Consider the following 14486-nt stretch of genomic DNA (forward strand, 5'->3'; position numbering starts at 1 on the left):
GCGGCGCGTCGCGCTCATTCCGGCGCCGCCGCTCTCTCCGACGCGGGAGGCGGCGGCGACGCGGCCGCGGCCGGCGCGCTCCCGCCCTCCGAGAAGTCGAGGTCGATCCCCACGATCTTCATGAGCCGCAGCGCGTTCGCGCTCGTCACGACGCCGGGCTTCAGCGTGTAGTCGAAGGTCATCCGATCATCGACCACGAGCTCCTCGAAGTGCATGTTGCGCACGCGGCCCGCGGTCTCTTGCTCCAGCACGGAGAGCCCCATGTCGTGGGACGACACCGCGCCGATGGCCCCCCGCTCGACGAGGTGCCTCACCACCGCCCTGGCCCCGATCTGGCGCTCCCGCGCGTTCGTGCCGTGGAGGATCTCGTCGAGCAGGAACAGCACCGGCTCGCCGCGGTCCGCGCCGTCGACGACGCGCTTCAGGCGGGTCAGCTCGGCGTAGAAATGCGAGACGCCCTGCTCGAGCGAGTCCTTGATCCGCATGCTCGTCCGGACGCGGACCGGCGACAGCGACAGCGACGACGCGCAGACCGGCGCGCCCGCGAGGGCGAGCACGGCGTTCACCCCGATCGCGCGCAGCAGCGTGCTCTTGCCCGACATGTTCGAGCCCGTCACGAGCAGCGCGGCGCCCGCGCCCTCCAGCGACACGTCGTTCGTCACCCGGCGGCCGCGCGGCAAGAGCGGGTGGCCGAGCCCCGTCGCCGCGAAGCGCGGCTCCCCCACGCTCACCTCGGGGTAGGCATAGTCGGGGTTCTCGTGCGCGAACGTCGCGAGGCTCGCGAGCGCCTCGACGTGCCCGAGCGTCCGCATCCACGCCTTCACGTGCCGGCCCGCGCGCAGCTTCCACCGCTCCAGGGCGAGCGCGCACCACACGTCCCAGAGCAGGAAGAGGTCGGCGATGATGTGGATGAGCCCGCTGTGGCGCAGGTCCGAGTAGCCCACCCGGGTCTCGAGCGCCGTCATCTCGCGCGAGGCGAGCGCGCCCGAGGGGCCGGCGAGCTCGGCCTTGAGCTCGTTCAGCAGCGCCGACGAGAACGCCTGCTGCTCGATGCGCGCGAGGAGCGGCCGGTACCGCGCGAACGGCGCCTCGCGCGACGAGGCGGCGGCGAGGATCGGCTCGATCGCGGGCCGCAGGAGGAGCAGCACGAGGAGCTGGGCCGCGAACGGCAGGAGCCACGCGTGGCGGAGCAGCCCGAGCTGCTCTCCCGGGACGATCTGCGGCGCCGCGAGCAGCGCGAGCGTCAGCGGCACGAGCACCTTCGCCGCGGTCAGCAGCGCGCTCGCCGGCAGGCCGCCGGCGCGCGCCTCGGCGCCGAGCAGCGCCGGGGGCGCCTCGGCCCATGCGATGAGCGGCCCTGCCTCGCGGCCGCGCGCCCCCGCCTGCAGGCCCACCACGGCGAGATCCTCCCGGAACGCGCCGAGGCCGGCGAGCTCGCGCACCGCCTCCTGCCGCGCCGCCACGGCGGGCGCCGGGGAGGGCTCGTTGAGCCAGGCCGCGAGCGTGGCCTCGCCCTCGCCCGTCTGGGCCACGTCGAGCAGCTGGAACAGCGACGCCTGCCCGAACACGTCGAGATCGCCCGCGTAGTCGTGGTCGGGCGCGGCGAAGCGCTCGCCCCGCTCGGGGAAGTCGGCGAAGTCGCCGGCGACGCGCCGCTTGCCGCGCACGTAGAGGCCGATGCGCTGGTCGACCTCCGTCATCCGGGTGACGAGGCGCGCGTGCGCCACGAGCAGCCCGAGGAACACCGCGGTCACCGCGCCGGCGGCGTACGCGACCCACCGCGGCACGTCGCCGAAGAGCGCGTACCCCCCGGCCACGGCCGCGGCCACGAACGAGACCCCGCGCAGGAGCGAGAACGTCCTCGACCGGCGATCGAGCGCGCCGGCCTCGGCGCGCAGGACGGCCAGGCGCTCGTCGTAGGCGGACAGGACGCGCTGCGCGACGGCGTCGGGGGGCGGCTGCGCGACGGCGTTGGGGGGCGGCTCCACGGGGCGCTGTCCATAGGCCACCGCGGGCCGTGCATCCAGCGGCAGCGGAGGCCCTTCGCACGAAGGCCGCGAAAGCGTTGAAGCGTCCTGGCTGGCTGCTCGTACAATGGCGCCATGGACCAGAACCTGCTGGAGCGCCTCAAGGCGTACACCGTCGTGGTCGCCGACACCGGCGACATCAACTCGATCGAGAAATTCCGCCCGCAAGACGCGACGACGAACCCGTCGCTCATCACCGCGGCCGCCCAGATGCCCGAGTACACCGACATCGTGAGCGGCGCGCTCGCGTGGGCCCAGAAGGAGGCGGGCCGGAGCAAGGAGCCGGGCGACGCCGTGAGCCTCGCGTTCGACCGGCTCGCCGTCGATTTCGGCTTGCGCATCCTGAAGATCATCCCCGGCCGCGTCTCGACCGAGGTCGACGCGCGCCTCTCCTACGACACCCAGGCGACCATCGAGAAGGGCCGGAGCATCATCCGCCTCTACGAGGAGGCCGGCGTCTCGCGCGAGCGCGTCCTCATCAAGATCGCCTCGACGTGGGAGGGCATCCGCGCGGCGGAGGTCCTCGAGAAGGAGGGCATCCACTGCAACCTCACGCTGCTCTTCGGGCTGCACCAGGCGATCGCGTGCGCCGAGGCGGGCGTGACGCTCATCTCGCCGTTCGTCGGCCGCATCCTCGACTGGTACCTGAAGGACACGGGCCGCGCGAGCTACGCGCCCGCCGAGGACCCCGGCGTCGTCTCGGTCACGAAGATCTACAACTACTACAAGAAGCACGGCTACAAGACCGAGGTGATGGGCGCGAGCTTCCGCAACATCGACGAGATCAAGGAGCTCGCCGGCTGCGATCTCCTGACCATCTCGCCGAAGCTGCTCGCCGAGCTCGCCGCCGCGCGCGGCGAGCTGCCGAGGAAGCTCGATCCGGACGCGGCGCGCGCCATGCACATCGAGAAGATCACGATGGATGAGGCGACGTTCCGCGCGATGCACAGCGCCGACCGGATGGCGAGCGACAAGCTCAGCGAGGGGATCGACGGCTTCGCGAAGGCGCTCGCCCAGCTCGAGGTCCTGCTCCGCGAGCGCCTGCAGAAGGTGGCGGCCTCCTAGCCCCGGCGGCGCGGGCGCGGCCCGCGGGGCAGAACGCCGGGGAAAAACGCCTCGGCGCCCCGCGCGCCGCGACGCCGGCCCCCCGACGGCCGGAGGCGCAGGGCGAAGCCGGAGGGCCGGCTTGCGTGCGGGCCTTCGCGTCTTCTAGGATTCGTGCCGCTGAATGGCACACGGATCGCATACGACGATGCTGACGACGCCGACGATGCTGACGACGCTGACCAGGCTGACCGGCCTGAGCAGCGCGACCAGCCGCGGTGTGGCGGGTCGAAGGCGATCCTCCGGGGAGGCCCGCCGTGGAGCCGCCCCTTCGGTCATGGCAACGAGGAGGCGACGTTGAAGCTCACGTCACAGGAGTACTGGGAGAACCATTGGAAGCTCAACGCCGACGCCGAGGACATGGGCGGCGGGTGCGAGCTCTACGACGACATCGCTCCCTTCCTGCCGCGCGGAGAGGGTTTGTCGTTCCTCGAGATCGGGTGTGCGCCGGGCCGCATCCTCGCCGACTTCTGCGGGCGCCTCGGCTTCACCGCCCACGGCCTCGACTACGCCTGCGACCCATCCGTCGTCGAGCGGGAGCTCACGAAGCGCGGCGTCAACGTCGGCAAGATCGAGAAGGGGGACTTCTTCTCCTGGAAGCCCGAGGAAAAATTCGATATCGTAGCTTCCTTCGGGTTCATCGAGCACTTCGATGACGCAGGGTCGGTGGTGGATCGGCACTTCGAGCTGGTGAAGCCGGGAGGCACCGTGGTCGTGGCCATGCCGAACTTCGCCGGCGGGCAGAAGGCGCTCCACTGGCTGCTCGATCGCAAGAACCTGAACGGCCACAACACCCGCATCATGAACCTTCCGTTCCTCGAGGCCGCCGCCCGCCGCAACGGCGCCGAGATCGTCCAGGCCCGTTACACGGGCGGCCACTTCGATTTCTGGCTGGACGACGAGGCGCCGCTCTTGGCGCGGCGTGTCGTCTGGAAGCTCGTCGCGCCGCTCCGGGCGCTCGCCAGCCGGGTGATCCCTGGCGAGACGAACCCCTGGTTTTCCCCCTACCTGTTCGCCATCTACAGGGCGCCCATGCCGTCCGGGGGCACGCCTGACGCTTGAGCCCTTCCCGATGAGCGAACCCAGCCCGAACGTCACATCGCCGCCAGCTGTCCGGGACGCAGACGCCGACCGCCGCTTCCGCGAGTGCGCCCAGCGCCACGGCTGGGATCCGGACGACGTCTTCGTGGGGGGCTATGTCGCCTGGGAGTGGCGGCACAGCCGCCACGCCTACGACGACCTCTTCACGTCGGTCCGCGGCAAGAAGGTGCTCGAGTTCGGCTGCCACCTGGGCGGGACGGCGATCGTCCTCGCGACGCTGGGCGCCGACGTGACGGCGATCGACGTCGACCCCACGTACGTCGAGCTGACCCAGCTGAACGTCGAGCGCCACGGGATGTCCGACAAGGTGCGCGTCCTTCACGTCCCCGACACGACCTCGCTTCCGTTCGCGGACGAGGAGTTCGAGCTCGTCTCCTGCAACAGCGTGCTCGAGTACGTCCCGCCCGAGCGCCTGCCCGCCGTCCAGCGCGAGATCGACCGGGTGCTCGGGTCGTGGGGGTTCATCGTGATCCTGGGCACGAGCAACCGCCTCTGGCCGATCGAGCTCCACAGCCGCCGCCCGCTGATGAACTACGTGCCTCGCCCGCTGCACCCCTTGTTTCCGGGCCCGTCGGTCTACAGCGTATTTCCCTGGCAGCTCCGGCGCGGGTTCGGCGATTATGCGGACATCTCGCAGCAGGATCGGGGGCGGCTGATCGTCGATTTGAAGGCCAAGATGGGCATGTCCGGGCCGCGGCTCCTCGCCTTCTCCGCGGCGAACCGGGTGCTCGGCCCGCTGGGGATGCACGTGGGCTTCGTGTCCCCGACGATCACGATGGTTCTTCAGAAGCGCGGTGAGGGAGGAGCAGGCGATGGCTGACGGCAGGACGCGGGTATACATTACCGTGGACGTGGAGTGCGCCGAAGAGCGCATCACGGGCGACAGCAAATCTCCCGCGATGGGCTACGACCTCCGCATCTGGGGCCGCTTCGTCAACCAGCGCGAGCCGCTCGGCATCGAGCTCATCATGCGCGAGCTCGAGGCGCACGGCCAGCGCGGGACGTTCTTCGTCGAGGCGATCGGCTCGTACAGCTTCGGGATGGACGGCCTCACGAACGTGTGCCAGGCGCTGCACAGCCGGGGCCACGACGTGCAGCTGCACGTGCACCCGGTGCAGCGGCGCGCGGACTGGCACACGCGCGGCGAGGCCCGCGTCTCGGACGACATCGCCGACTACCCGGTCGAGGAGCAGGCGCGGCTGCTCCTCGAGGGGCGCGACCTGCTCGTGCGCGCGGGCGTCCCGGCGGGCGAGCTGCTCGGCTACCGCGCCGGCAACTTCGGCGCGAACAACGACACCTGGCGGGCGATGAAGCTGGCGGGGCTCGTGCTGAGCAGCAACTACAACCCCTGCTACTTCAACAAGAACTGCAAGATGCAGTATCCCGGCGCGCGGCTCGGCCTCTTCGAGACGCCCGAGAAGGGGGTGTACGAGCTGCCGGTCACGAACTTCATCGAGCCGACGAAGCGCTTCAGGCACCTCCAGATCACGGCGGTGACGCTCGACGAGATCAAGCATTGCCTTCTCCGCTATCGCGCCCTCGGGGTCAAGGAGGTCACGCTGGTGACCCACTCGTTCGAGTTTTACTTCCTCGACTCGGCGGAGGCGCGCCGCGGCTACCCGAACCGGCTCAACGTGGAGCGGCTCCGCGGGCTCTGCCGCTTCCTCGAGGAGAACTCGAGGGATTTCGAGGTCGACACCGTCGGCGCCCTCGCGCGCCGGCTCGCGGACGCGTCGCCGGAGACCGACGAGAGCGAGCCGCCGTCGCTGCAGTTCCCTCACTCCAATGCCATCCACCACGCGCGCCGCGTCGTGGAGCAGGCGTACAAGCGCGTCGCGCAGCGGTTCACGTTCGGCTAGCCCCGCGCGCGAGCGGCCAGGGGCGCCCCGGCGCGGGGCGGCCTCGGCGAAGCGCGCCCGGCCGGCGCCTCGGCGCCGCGCCCGCGTCGGCCGCCCTCCGGCGGCGCTCCGGTGCTAAGGAGCGCGCATGCGGCTCATCGGACAGATCCACGTATCGCTCAAGGGCAGCATCATCCAGCGCGACCCCACGCTCTGGGAGAAGCTGAAGCGCGGCTTCGGCGCCACGCTGGACCTCGACACGGATCGCATGCGCGTCGAGCTGGAGGCCACCGCCGTGGTCGACCAGGTGCGGCGGGCGCTCGTCCAGCTCGGGGTGGGCAACGCGCTCTCGCTGGTCATCGACGACACCGTCATCTTCCAGGACACCGACGGGAAGCCGGACGATCTCCCCGATCTCGTCCTCGCGCTGGCCGAGCATTCGGCCGTGTTCGGGCGCGGCTTCACCGAGCTCAAGTTCGCCGCCGAGCACGAGGAGGCGGGGCTGCACCTCGTGATCGAGGCGCGCGCCCGCACCGAGCACGCCGAGGACGAGCCGGCGGGGATCGTGTCCGTCGGCGGGCGCCTGCGCGATCTCGAGCCGCGCGCCGGCGAGCCCGCGGAGGACTACCGCCGCCGCGTCGAGCCCCTCGCGAAGGACCCGGCGCTGTTCGAGACGGCGCGGCTGCAGTTCGAGTCGTTCGTCGGGCGCCTCGAGGGCGCCCTCAAGGCGTCGATGCCGGAGGCGCGCGTGGAGCAGCGCCACGCCGAGGCGCGCGTCGTGCACGCGCCCTCGGGCGACGGCGCGGCCGCCGGGCCGCAGCCGGCCAGCCCCACGCACCCGGGCTACGACCCGTTCATGGTCTATTACCCTCCGAGCCCGCTCAGCGTGATGCTGGACGTGATGCTCATCTCCTCGTTCATGCACATGCTCTCGCCTCCCCACGTGCTCTTCGTGAGCCCGGCGGGCATGCCGCTCGGCACCGCGCAGGAGGCCGCGGCGAATCCCGATCTCTTGAACGACGCCGATCGCGGCGACGAGGGCGATGGGCTGGACGACGGCGATGGGCTGGACGACGGCGATCCGTGGGGCGATGACGGCGGCGGGCTCGACGACGGCGGCGGCGATCTCGGCGATTTCGGCGATTGAGCCGCTCGCGCCGGCTCCGCGGGCGCGTCCGCCGGCGCCCTGAGCCGCGCGCCACGCCCGAGCGGGCGAGCGCGCTCGTCCGGTCATGGACGGCGAATGGCGATCATGGTACGGCCCAGTCTGGCCGTGACCGGCGCTGGCATGGAGGTCCACTCGCGCCGGCGCGTTGAAGGTCGCGCGCGCCCAACCCTGGACTGGAGAGCGCGATGAAGAAGAGCGAAGCGGCGCTGGAGAAGCAGCCGCAGGCGGCGAGCGGGGGAGATCCGGAGATCGCCCGCGAGGTCCGCACCATCATTGCAGAGCGATGTGGGATGAGCGTCGATGCCGTGACTCCCGATCTGTCGCTCGAGAACGGCCTCGGCGTGGATTCGCTGGCGCTCATCGAGGTCAACGTCGCATTGGAGGAGCGATTCCAGATCGTGGCGCCCGATTTCGCGGCGCCGGATCAGGCGCAGATCAGCACGGTCGGCGACGTGATCGCCTTCGTCGAGGCGCAGCTCGCGGCGCGGGGCGGCCGGGGAGGGGCGTCGTGATCTCCCCGCGCACGCGCGCCGAGCGCGAGGCCGCCGGCCGGACGCCCGAGGAGCAGCGGGAGCACGAGCGGCGGGAGGTCGCCGCCCATTACCAGAACGACCCGGAGATCTTCTCCATGGTCCTCGACAGCCGCCTCGCCTATGCGACGGGCATCTTCCTCGATCCCGGGGAGAGCCTCGAGGCGGCGCAGGAGCGCAAGTACGACTGGGTCCGCCGCGAGCTCGACATCCACCCCGGCGAGCGCGTCCTCGACGTGGGGTGCGGCTGGGGCTCGAACCTCATCTACCTCGCCGAGCGCACCGGCGGGAGCTTCCGGGGCGTCACGCTGAGCGACAAGCAGCGGCAGGAGGCGCTCCGCCGCGCCGACCGGGCGGGCGTCGCCTCGCGGGTCCGCATCGACCTCGCCCATATCGAGGACGTCGACCTCGAGCCCGAGTCGCTCGACGCGGTGCTCTTCGTGGGCAGCATCGTGCACATGCACAACCGCGAGCGGATCCACCAGAAGGTCGCCGCCGCGCTGCGCCCGGGCGGCAGGCTGCTCATCTCCGACTGCTATTTCCCGGCGCGCGCCCGCGGCGACCGGGAGAGCTCCGCCACGCAGTACATCTTCGTCCAGGCGCTCGGCTACTGCCGCCTGATCTCGCTCGCCGAGGAGCTCGGGATGATCGAGCAGGCCGGCCTCGATGTCCGGCGCGTCGAGGACCTCACGAGCTCGTACGTGCACACGGTCGCCCGGTGGATCGACAACGTGCGCGCGAACCGCGCCCGGATCGACGCGCGCGCGCCCGGCTTCTCGCGGCTGCTCCAGACGTACATGACCGTGGGCCGGCTCTCGTTCGCGCGCCGCACCGCGCTCGAGTACATGATCGTGGCGACGAAGGGCGGCGGCCGCGAGCGCCTCGGCGTCGCGCCCTCGCCCGAGCCGAGGCGCGCGCCGTGAGCGCCGTGAATGGTGGAGTCGCCGCGCGGACGGTCGCGGGCCTGCTCCGGGCGCGGGCCGAGGCCACGCCGGATCGGTTCGGCTTCTACCACAAGCAGCAAGGCGAGTTCGTCGGCTGGACGTGGGCGGAGTACTGGCGCCGCGCGCGCGCGGCGGCGTCCGGGCTCATCGCGGCGGGGGTGCGCCCGGGCGACCGCGTGCTCTTGCTCGTGACGGACGTCGAGGTGGCGGTGCCGTGCCTCTTCGGCGTCTGGGTGCTCGGCGCGGTGCCGATCCAGGTCGGGGTGCCGTACCGGCTCACGGACGTGGCGGCGTTCCTCGGCGAGCTCCGGCGGACGGCCGCCCGGGTCGGCGCGCGCGCGCTCGTGGTCTCGTCGGCGCTGCTCGGCTTCGCGCAGGGCGAGGGCGGCGCGGACGGCCTCACGCAGCTCGCCGCCGAGCCGCTGCTCGACGCGCCGCTCGACGCCTCGCTGCCCGATCCGGAGCGCGCGCCCGGCCCCGCGCTCATCCAGCTCACGAGCGGCAGCACCGGGCACCCGCGCGGCGTGGTCATCCCGCACGAGCGGCTCATGCTGCACCTCGACGCGATGAGCCAGCGGCTCCCGGTGCGCGGCGAGGGCGCGGGGGGCGTGTCGTGGCTGCCGCTCCACCACGACATGGGGCTCGTCGGCGGGCTGCTCTTCCCGCTCTTCAACGACTTCCCCGTGCACATGCTCTCGCCGCTCGAGTTCCGGACGCGGCCGTTCTCGTGGCTCGCGGAGATGTCGCGCATCCGGGGCGTCATCTCGCTCGGGCCGCCGAGCGCCTACGCCATCTGCGTCGGGCTCGCCCGCCGCGCCGTCGAGGCGGGGCTCGACCTCGGCGCGTGGCGGTGCGCGATGGTCGGCGCCGAGCCGATCTCCCCCGCCTTGCTCCGCCGCTTCGCCGAGGCGTTCGCGCCCTGCGGCTTCCGCCTCGAGGCGTTCTTCCCGGTGTACGGCCTCGCCGAGGCCACGGTCGCCGTGACCTTCCCCGATCTGCTCGCCGAGCCGCGCGTGATCACGGTGGATCGCGGCCTGCTCGAGCGCGAGGGCCGCGTCGAGGAGGCCGCGCCGGGGCCTCTGTCGCTGGAGCTCGTCGGCGTCGGCAGGCCGATCCCGCGCACGGAGATCCGCGTCGTGGACGCCGGGCGCAGCCCCGTCCCGGAGCGCACCGTGGGGGAGATCGAGGTGCGCTCGGAGACCGTGATGGAGGGGTATTTCGACGAGCCCGAGGCGACCGCCGAGGCGCTCGTCGACGGCTGGCTGCGCACGGGGGATCTCGGGTTCCTCGATCGCGGGACGCTGTTCGTCACCGGCAGGAAGAAGGAGGTGATCATCAAGGGCGGTCACACGATGATCCCCGCGGTGATCGAGGAGATCGCGTCCCGGGTCGACGGCATCCGGGCCGGGTGCGTGGTCGCGGTGGGGCTCTTCCTCGAGGAGCGGCAGACCGAGGCCGTCTACGTGGTCGCCGAGACGCGCGCCGAGGCCTCCGAGCACGCCGGCCTCACGGAGCGCGTGCGCGAGACGCTGCGGGCGAACGGGGTCACGGTCGACCAGGTCGTCCTGCTCCCGCCGGGCGAGCTGCCCAAGACGACGAGCGGCAAGCTGCGGCGCCGCGAGGTCGCCGAGCGGCTGCGCGCGGGGGGGCTTCGCTGAAGGGCGCCGGCCCCCGTGGGGGCCTACGGTCGGGCTCGGGATGCGCCGGCAGCGCGCATCCGCGCTTCCGGGTCGAACTGCCGGTTTGCTGTTTCACCCTCCTCCAGAGGCCTTTTCCGTTCGCCTCAACGATGGACAGACGCGTCGCGGCGCGGCCGATTTCGCGGGCGCTGCAGCGCTGCGCGCGTTAGATCCCGGAGCCGCTCTCCGGAGCACAACCGAACGGGACCGTCCATGTTGCGTCGCCCGAGAGAACACTCATCGACCTGTCCTGCCCCGCTTTCGCCCGAGGCGCGCGCGTGGGAGCTCGAGCAGCTCCGGGCGCTCGGCCTCGAGGACGACGACTGGAGCTCGGACGACCAGTGCCCTTTCTGTGCGGGGCGGCCCCTGTCCTCGGAGAAGGCGCCGAAGCGCGCGTGAGCGATGCGGGGAGACGCGCGCTCGGCGGGCGCGCGCTCCCCGCTCGCTGAGGGTCAGGGCAAAGCGATGCGCTCCGTCTCCTGGTGAGCCTCGTCCGCGCTGCAGCGCTCTTGGTCGCTTCCATTGCACCATTGCACGGCGCGAACCAGCGAATGACCCCGGGGCGAGCGCCCGGGGCCGCGGATCACTCCGCGATCTTCGCCTTCACCCACTTGCCCGACTCGGTGAGGTCGTTGTCGGTCCAGTTGCCCATGGTGTTCGCCCTGGGCTTCAGCGCGGAGCACGCCTCGGCCTTGTCGCCCAGCGACCAGTTGGCCCAGCTGATGTTGTGCGCGTCGAGGAAGTTGAGCCAGGTCCCCGACTCGCCGAGATCGAGCGCGCCGTCGCCGCTGGCGTCGCACGTCCCCCACTCGGTCACGAACAGCGCCAGGCCCTTGTCCATCGCGCGCTGGGCCTTCTCGCGCAGCGCGTTCTTGTGCGTCGCGGCGTAGAAGTGCAGGGTGTACGCCACGTTGGGGTCGTTGATGCGGTTGTCCGCGGCGATGTCCGCGTCCTGCGACCAGTTCGGCGAGCCGACGATGACGAGGTTGTTCGCGCCCTGGCCGCGGATCTCGCCGATCACCGCCTCGGCGTACGACTTCACGGTCTGCCAGTTGTGCGTGTTGAGCGGCTCGTTGAAGACCTCGAAGATCACGTTGGGCACGTTCTTGTAGGTCTGCGCCACCTCGCGGAAGTAGCTCCTCGCCTGATCGAGGTGGTTGTTCGCGTTGTGATCGTGCCAGTCGAGGATCACGTAGATGCCCTTCCCGATCGCCGCGTCGGCGATGGCCTTCGCCTTGGCCTTCTGGCCGCCCGCGTCTTCGAGGTAGCCGCCTTCGTTCTCGATGCCCATCGCCGCGCGGACGACGGTCGCCTTCCAGTTGTCGGCGATCGAGTTGACGACGTTCCCGTTGTAGTAGTTGCTCCACTGGCTCCAGAACAGGCTCATGCCTTTGAGCTGGACCGGGGCCCCGTGCTCACCGACGATGTTGCCGTCCTTGACCCGGAGCACGCCGTGGCGCTCGACCGGCGTTCCGTCCGTGGGCACCATCCCGGTGCCCGTGCTCGTCGTCGACGACGAGGTCGTCCCGGGCCCCGTCGTGGTGGAGCTGACCGAGGTCGTCGAGCTGACCGAGGTCGTCGAGCTGACCGAGGTCGTCGAGCTGACCGAGGTCGTCGAGCTGGCCGAGGTCGACGTGGTCCCCGTCGTCGTCCCCCCGCCGCCGCCGCCGGCGCCGCCGGCGCCGCCCACGCCATCATCCGTCGACGCGTCGCCGCAGCCGATCAGCACGGCTGCTTGCAGGGCGACCGCCGCGAGGCCGAATGACCACTTCGACCTGCCAAGCACACCGCGAAATGAAACGCTCTTCATCATGTCCTCCAAGGGAAGTAACCGTATGGCGCGGCATTAAAAGGGCAGCTCAGCGCCGGTGGCAAGCCCTCTACGCGGTAAAAGTTAATCGAGAAAATTAAGCCTTGGCATGTAGGCCATGATACCATGCTGCCGAGCGAAGCGCTCGTGGGCGAGCGGCCGTCAGCCACCGGGGAGGTGTGAGGCGGGGCCATCTCGGGCGTCGATGTGCCCGAGCCGTGGTGTGCAGGCAACTAAAAATTCCGCAAGATGCATGCCAGTCCGCTGGACCCGCGAATCGGGCGGTGTCGCCGTGCGTCCGTGGCCTGCGCGAGCCGTCTTTCCCTCGCTTTTCCCTCGAGGATCTGCGCAGGCTACCGCGCGCTCGTCGGTGGTCGGGCGACCACCCTGGTCAACCGCCCATCCATGCGCATAGCGTCAATCGCGCTCGTGAAAGCGATGACGACCGCGCCCGGGATGTCAAGCCTCGAGCGCGCCTGTCGTGGCCCTCTGTGCCGTCCTGGTCCACCCGCCGACCGGTGCCCACGTTGGCCACTGAGCTCCTCGCCGCGACGGCGAGCGCTCCGTCACCTCGGGTTACCTCGGGACAGGCACCGGCGGCGGCTCGTCGTCCGGCGTGATGCACGCCGACAGGTCGAACAGCATGAAGAGCAGCGCCTTCTCCTGGGCCGTCAGCTCATGGATCTCCCCGTCGCGGTCCTCGCACCCGCTCGGGAACGGCGCCCCGGCCACGTCGGTCGCCGCCACGTGGATGTCCGTGTACACGAACCGGCCGCACTGCTGTTCTTCCGGGGAGCCGATCGGCGTGTTGAACGTGAAGTACTTGACCCCCGCCCGCGCGTCGAAGGCCGGGTCGGCGTCGTTGTAGAGCCACCGCGTCGCGATCTCCTCGTTCACCGAGTCGACCCAGTGCTGCGGATCGTCGATCTCGATCCGCCCCGGCACGGTCGACGCCCCCACGCGGACGAGCCAGTCGCGGAGCGCCGCGCCCTTCGGGAACGTGGTGTCCACCAGCACGGGGAGCCCGTCGTCGGGGTCGCTGCCCTCGTCCCAGGTCGCGGTCTCGGGGAACCGCTCCGGCCCGAGCCGCAGCCAGGTGTTGTGCCAGTGCGACGCGAACACGCGACCTCCCGCCGACGCGTAGTCGAACATCGCCCGCCGCGCCGCCTCGGGCTTGTCGGCCAGGAACGCCGACCCCTCGCACGACAGGATCACCATGTCGTATTGCTGCAGGTTGTCGAGCGAGCCCCAGAACTCCCGCGCAGGGGAGAGGGCCGCCCCGTGGTTCAGCCCGTCGCGGTACCGGCTCGTCGCGCTGTCCCCCTCGATGGCGCGCCCGACGAACAGGTTCACCCGCCCGTCGCCCGCCTCCGGCGTGAACTCCGACGCGTCGATACCCATCTTGTAGAGCAGGCACTCCAGCACGTCCGCGCCGCCGGTCGTCAGCGCGATCTTCGGGAGATGGCCCTCCGACTTGTTGCGCGGCAGCCGGACCTCCCCGTCCGCGATGGGGTTGTCGACGCACGCCTCGACCTTCGGCAGCGTGATCCGGCGCCGCCATTTGCCGAGCTGGACGACGAGCGGGATGTCCTCGCCGACCGGCACGTCCTCCAGCACGAACCGCCCGTCCGTGTCCGTCAGCGCGAGCGCGATGGGGTCTCCGGAGAGCGCCACGTTGCACGGCTCGCAGCTCGCCCCGTCGGCGATCGGATCAAGCTCCCTGTTCGGGACGTAAACGATGACATTGTACAGCGGGAGTTCGCCCGCGGGCGCGTACACGGTGCCGCTCACCGTCGTCTTGCCGCCGCCCGGACAGGCGATCTTCTGGCACTCGAGCCCCTCGCACCCGCCGCTCCCGACGATGGACACGCCGCTCCCCGCCGGGAACGGGTCGCCCCCGAGGCCGCTCCCTGCGCCCTGGTCCGCGCCCCCGCCGCCGCCGGCGCCGGAGGCGCTCGCGCTCGCCCCGCTCGGATCGCCGCAAGCGCACCCGGCCGTCACGGCCGGCGCCGCGGCCGCCGCGGCCAGGAGCCCTCCGGCGATGCTACGCAATCTCACCATTCGAACCCTCCGGGCGCGGCGGGGCGAGGGCGCCCTGCTCCGCTCATTCCGAGGGTAATCGAGGCGAGGGGGAGCCGGGAAGGGATAACCCAGCAAGGAGAGAGCGACGACCCGTCTCGCCGTCTCCCCTCGATCTCCTCCTCTCGCGCTTACGTCGCCGCGAGAGCGCCGCGACGCAGCGCCCGGCGGCTCCCGCGGCGCTCGGCCGGTGCGACCCGAGCGGA

At 71.4% G+C, this 14486-nt stretch carries 13 protein-coding genes; 10 read left to right on the forward strand and 3 right to left on the reverse strand.

Translation table 11 applies throughout. The annotated features are described in order from the left end of the window. Positions 1-14: 14 nt before the first annotated feature. Positions 15-1988: a MutS family DNA mismatch repair protein gene (locus NQZ70_RS09740; protein ID WP_129573974.1), complete on the reverse strand. Its 1974-nt coding sequence runs from the start codon at positions 1986-1988 to the stop codon at positions 15-17. 114 nt (positions 1989-2102) lie between these two features. Here NQZ70_RS09740 and NQZ70_RS09745 point away from each other — a divergent pair, with 114 nt between their 5' ends. The 9 genes from NQZ70_RS09745 (at position 2103) to NQZ70_RS09785 (ending at position 10790) form a co-directional block, all read left to right on the forward strand. Further along, a complete protein-coding gene (locus tag NQZ70_RS09745) occupies positions 2103-3092 on the forward strand; it encodes a transaldolase (RefSeq protein WP_129573975.1) in 990 nt (329 codons plus the stop codon). Between the two features lie 336 nt (positions 3093-3428). Next, a complete protein-coding gene (locus NQZ70_RS09750; protein WP_237245182.1) occupies positions 3429-4193 on the forward strand; it encodes a bifunctional 2-polyprenyl-6-hydroxyphenol methylase/3-demethylubiquinol 3-O-methyltransferase UbiG in 765 nt (254 codons plus the stop codon). 10 nt (positions 4194-4203) lie between these two features. Beyond that, positions 4204-5052, forward strand: a complete 849-nt coding sequence (locus NQZ70_RS09755) for a bifunctional 2-polyprenyl-6-hydroxyphenol methylase/3-demethylubiquinol 3-O-methyltransferase UbiG (RefSeq protein ID WP_129573976.1) — start codon at positions 4204-4206, stop codon at positions 5050-5052. Continuing rightward, positions 5045-6091, forward strand: coding sequence for a hypothetical protein (locus tag NQZ70_RS09760; protein ID WP_129573977.1), 1047 nt, complete (start codon positions 5045-5047; stop codon positions 6089-6091). The genes NQZ70_RS09755 and NQZ70_RS09760 overlap by 8 nt, the downstream gene beginning before the upstream one ends. Positions 6092-6218: 127 nt before the next feature. Beyond that, a complete protein-coding gene (locus tag NQZ70_RS09765) occupies positions 6219-7217 on the forward strand; it encodes a hypothetical protein (RefSeq protein WP_129573978.1) in 999 nt (332 codons plus the stop codon). 206 nt (positions 7218-7423) lie between these two features. Beyond that, a complete protein-coding gene (locus tag NQZ70_RS09770) occupies positions 7424-7750 on the forward strand; it encodes an acyl carrier protein (RefSeq protein ID WP_129573979.1) in 327 nt (108 codons plus the stop codon). After that, positions 7747-8691, forward strand: coding sequence for a cyclopropane-fatty-acyl-phospholipid synthase family protein (locus NQZ70_RS09775; protein ID WP_129573980.1), 945 nt, complete (start codon positions 7747-7749; stop codon positions 8689-8691). The genes NQZ70_RS09770 and NQZ70_RS09775 overlap by 4 nt, the downstream gene beginning before the upstream one ends. Continuing rightward, on the forward strand, positions 8688-10370 hold the full coding sequence (locus tag NQZ70_RS09780) for an AMP-binding protein (protein ID WP_129573981.1): 1683 nt from the start codon (positions 8688-8690) through the stop codon (positions 10368-10370). The genes NQZ70_RS09775 and NQZ70_RS09780 overlap by 4 nt, the downstream gene beginning before the upstream one ends. A 234-nt stretch (positions 10371-10604) precedes the next feature. After that, positions 10605-10790 (forward strand): hypothetical protein, encoded by a 186-nt coding sequence (locus NQZ70_RS09785; protein WP_129573982.1) that lies wholly within the window; start codon positions 10605-10607, stop codon positions 10788-10790. Between the two features lie 184 nt (positions 10791-10974). Here NQZ70_RS09785 and NQZ70_RS09790 read toward each other — a convergent pair whose 3' ends face one another. Then, on the reverse strand, positions 10975-11880 hold the full coding sequence (locus NQZ70_RS09790; RefSeq protein ID WP_237245183.1) for a glycoside hydrolase family 5 protein: 906 nt from the start codon (positions 11878-11880) through the stop codon (positions 10975-10977). On the opposite strand from NQZ70_RS09790, the gene NQZ70_RS09795 reads away from it, so the two are divergent. After that, entirely contained in the window at positions 11870-12241 is a 372-nt protein-coding gene (locus NQZ70_RS09795; protein WP_237245184.1) for a hypothetical protein, read from the forward strand. The two genes, NQZ70_RS09790 and NQZ70_RS09795, sit on opposite strands and share 11 nt — an antisense overlap. A 536-nt stretch (positions 12242-12777) precedes the next feature. On the opposite strand, the gene NQZ70_RS09800 is transcribed toward NQZ70_RS09795, so the two are convergent. Beyond that, on the reverse strand, positions 12778-14262 hold the full coding sequence (locus NQZ70_RS09800; protein ID WP_129573983.1) for a carboxypeptidase regulatory-like domain-containing protein: 1485 nt from the start codon (positions 14260-14262) through the stop codon (positions 12778-12780). Positions 14263-14486: the final 224 nt, after the last annotated feature.

This window comes from Sorangium sp. So ce836 (genome assembly GCF_028553905.1).
Lineage (GTDB): Bacteria > Myxococcota_A > Polyangia > Polyangiales > Polyangiaceae > Sorangium > Sorangium cellulosum_D.

What these genes read in the sequence shown, in the direction of transcription:
- NQZ70_RS09790 (WP_237245183.1), bottom strand. Translation starts at nt 11,880, where the DNA reads ATGGTGCCCACGGACGGAACGCCGGTCGAGCGCCACGGCGTGCTCCGG.
- NQZ70_RS09770 (WP_129573979.1), top strand. Translation starts at nt 7,424, where the DNA reads ATGAAGAAGAGCGAAGCGGCGCTGGAGAAGCAGCCGCAGGCGGCGAGC.
- NQZ70_RS09755 (WP_129573976.1), top strand. Translation starts at nt 4,204, where the DNA reads ATGAGCGAACCCAGCCCGAACGTCACATCGCCGCCAGCTGTCCGGGAC.
- NQZ70_RS09785 (WP_129573982.1), top strand. Translation starts at nt 10,605, where the DNA reads ATGTTGCGTCGCCCGAGAGAACACTCATCGACCTGTCCTGCCCCGCTT.
- NQZ70_RS09745 (WP_129573975.1), top strand. Translation starts at nt 2,103, where the DNA reads ATGGACCAGAACCTGCTGGAGCGCCTCAAGGCGTACACCGTCGTGGTC.
- NQZ70_RS09765 (WP_129573978.1), top strand. Translation starts at nt 6,219, where the DNA reads ATGCGGCTCATCGGACAGATCCACGTATCGCTCAAGGGCAGCATCATC.
- NQZ70_RS09800 (WP_129573983.1), bottom strand. Translation starts at nt 14,262, where the DNA reads ATGGTGAGATTGCGTAGCATCGCCGGAGGGCTCCTGGCCGCGGCGGCC.
- NQZ70_RS09760 (WP_129573977.1), top strand. Translation starts at nt 5,045, where the DNA reads ATGGCTGACGGCAGGACGCGGGTATACATTACCGTGGACGTGGAGTGC.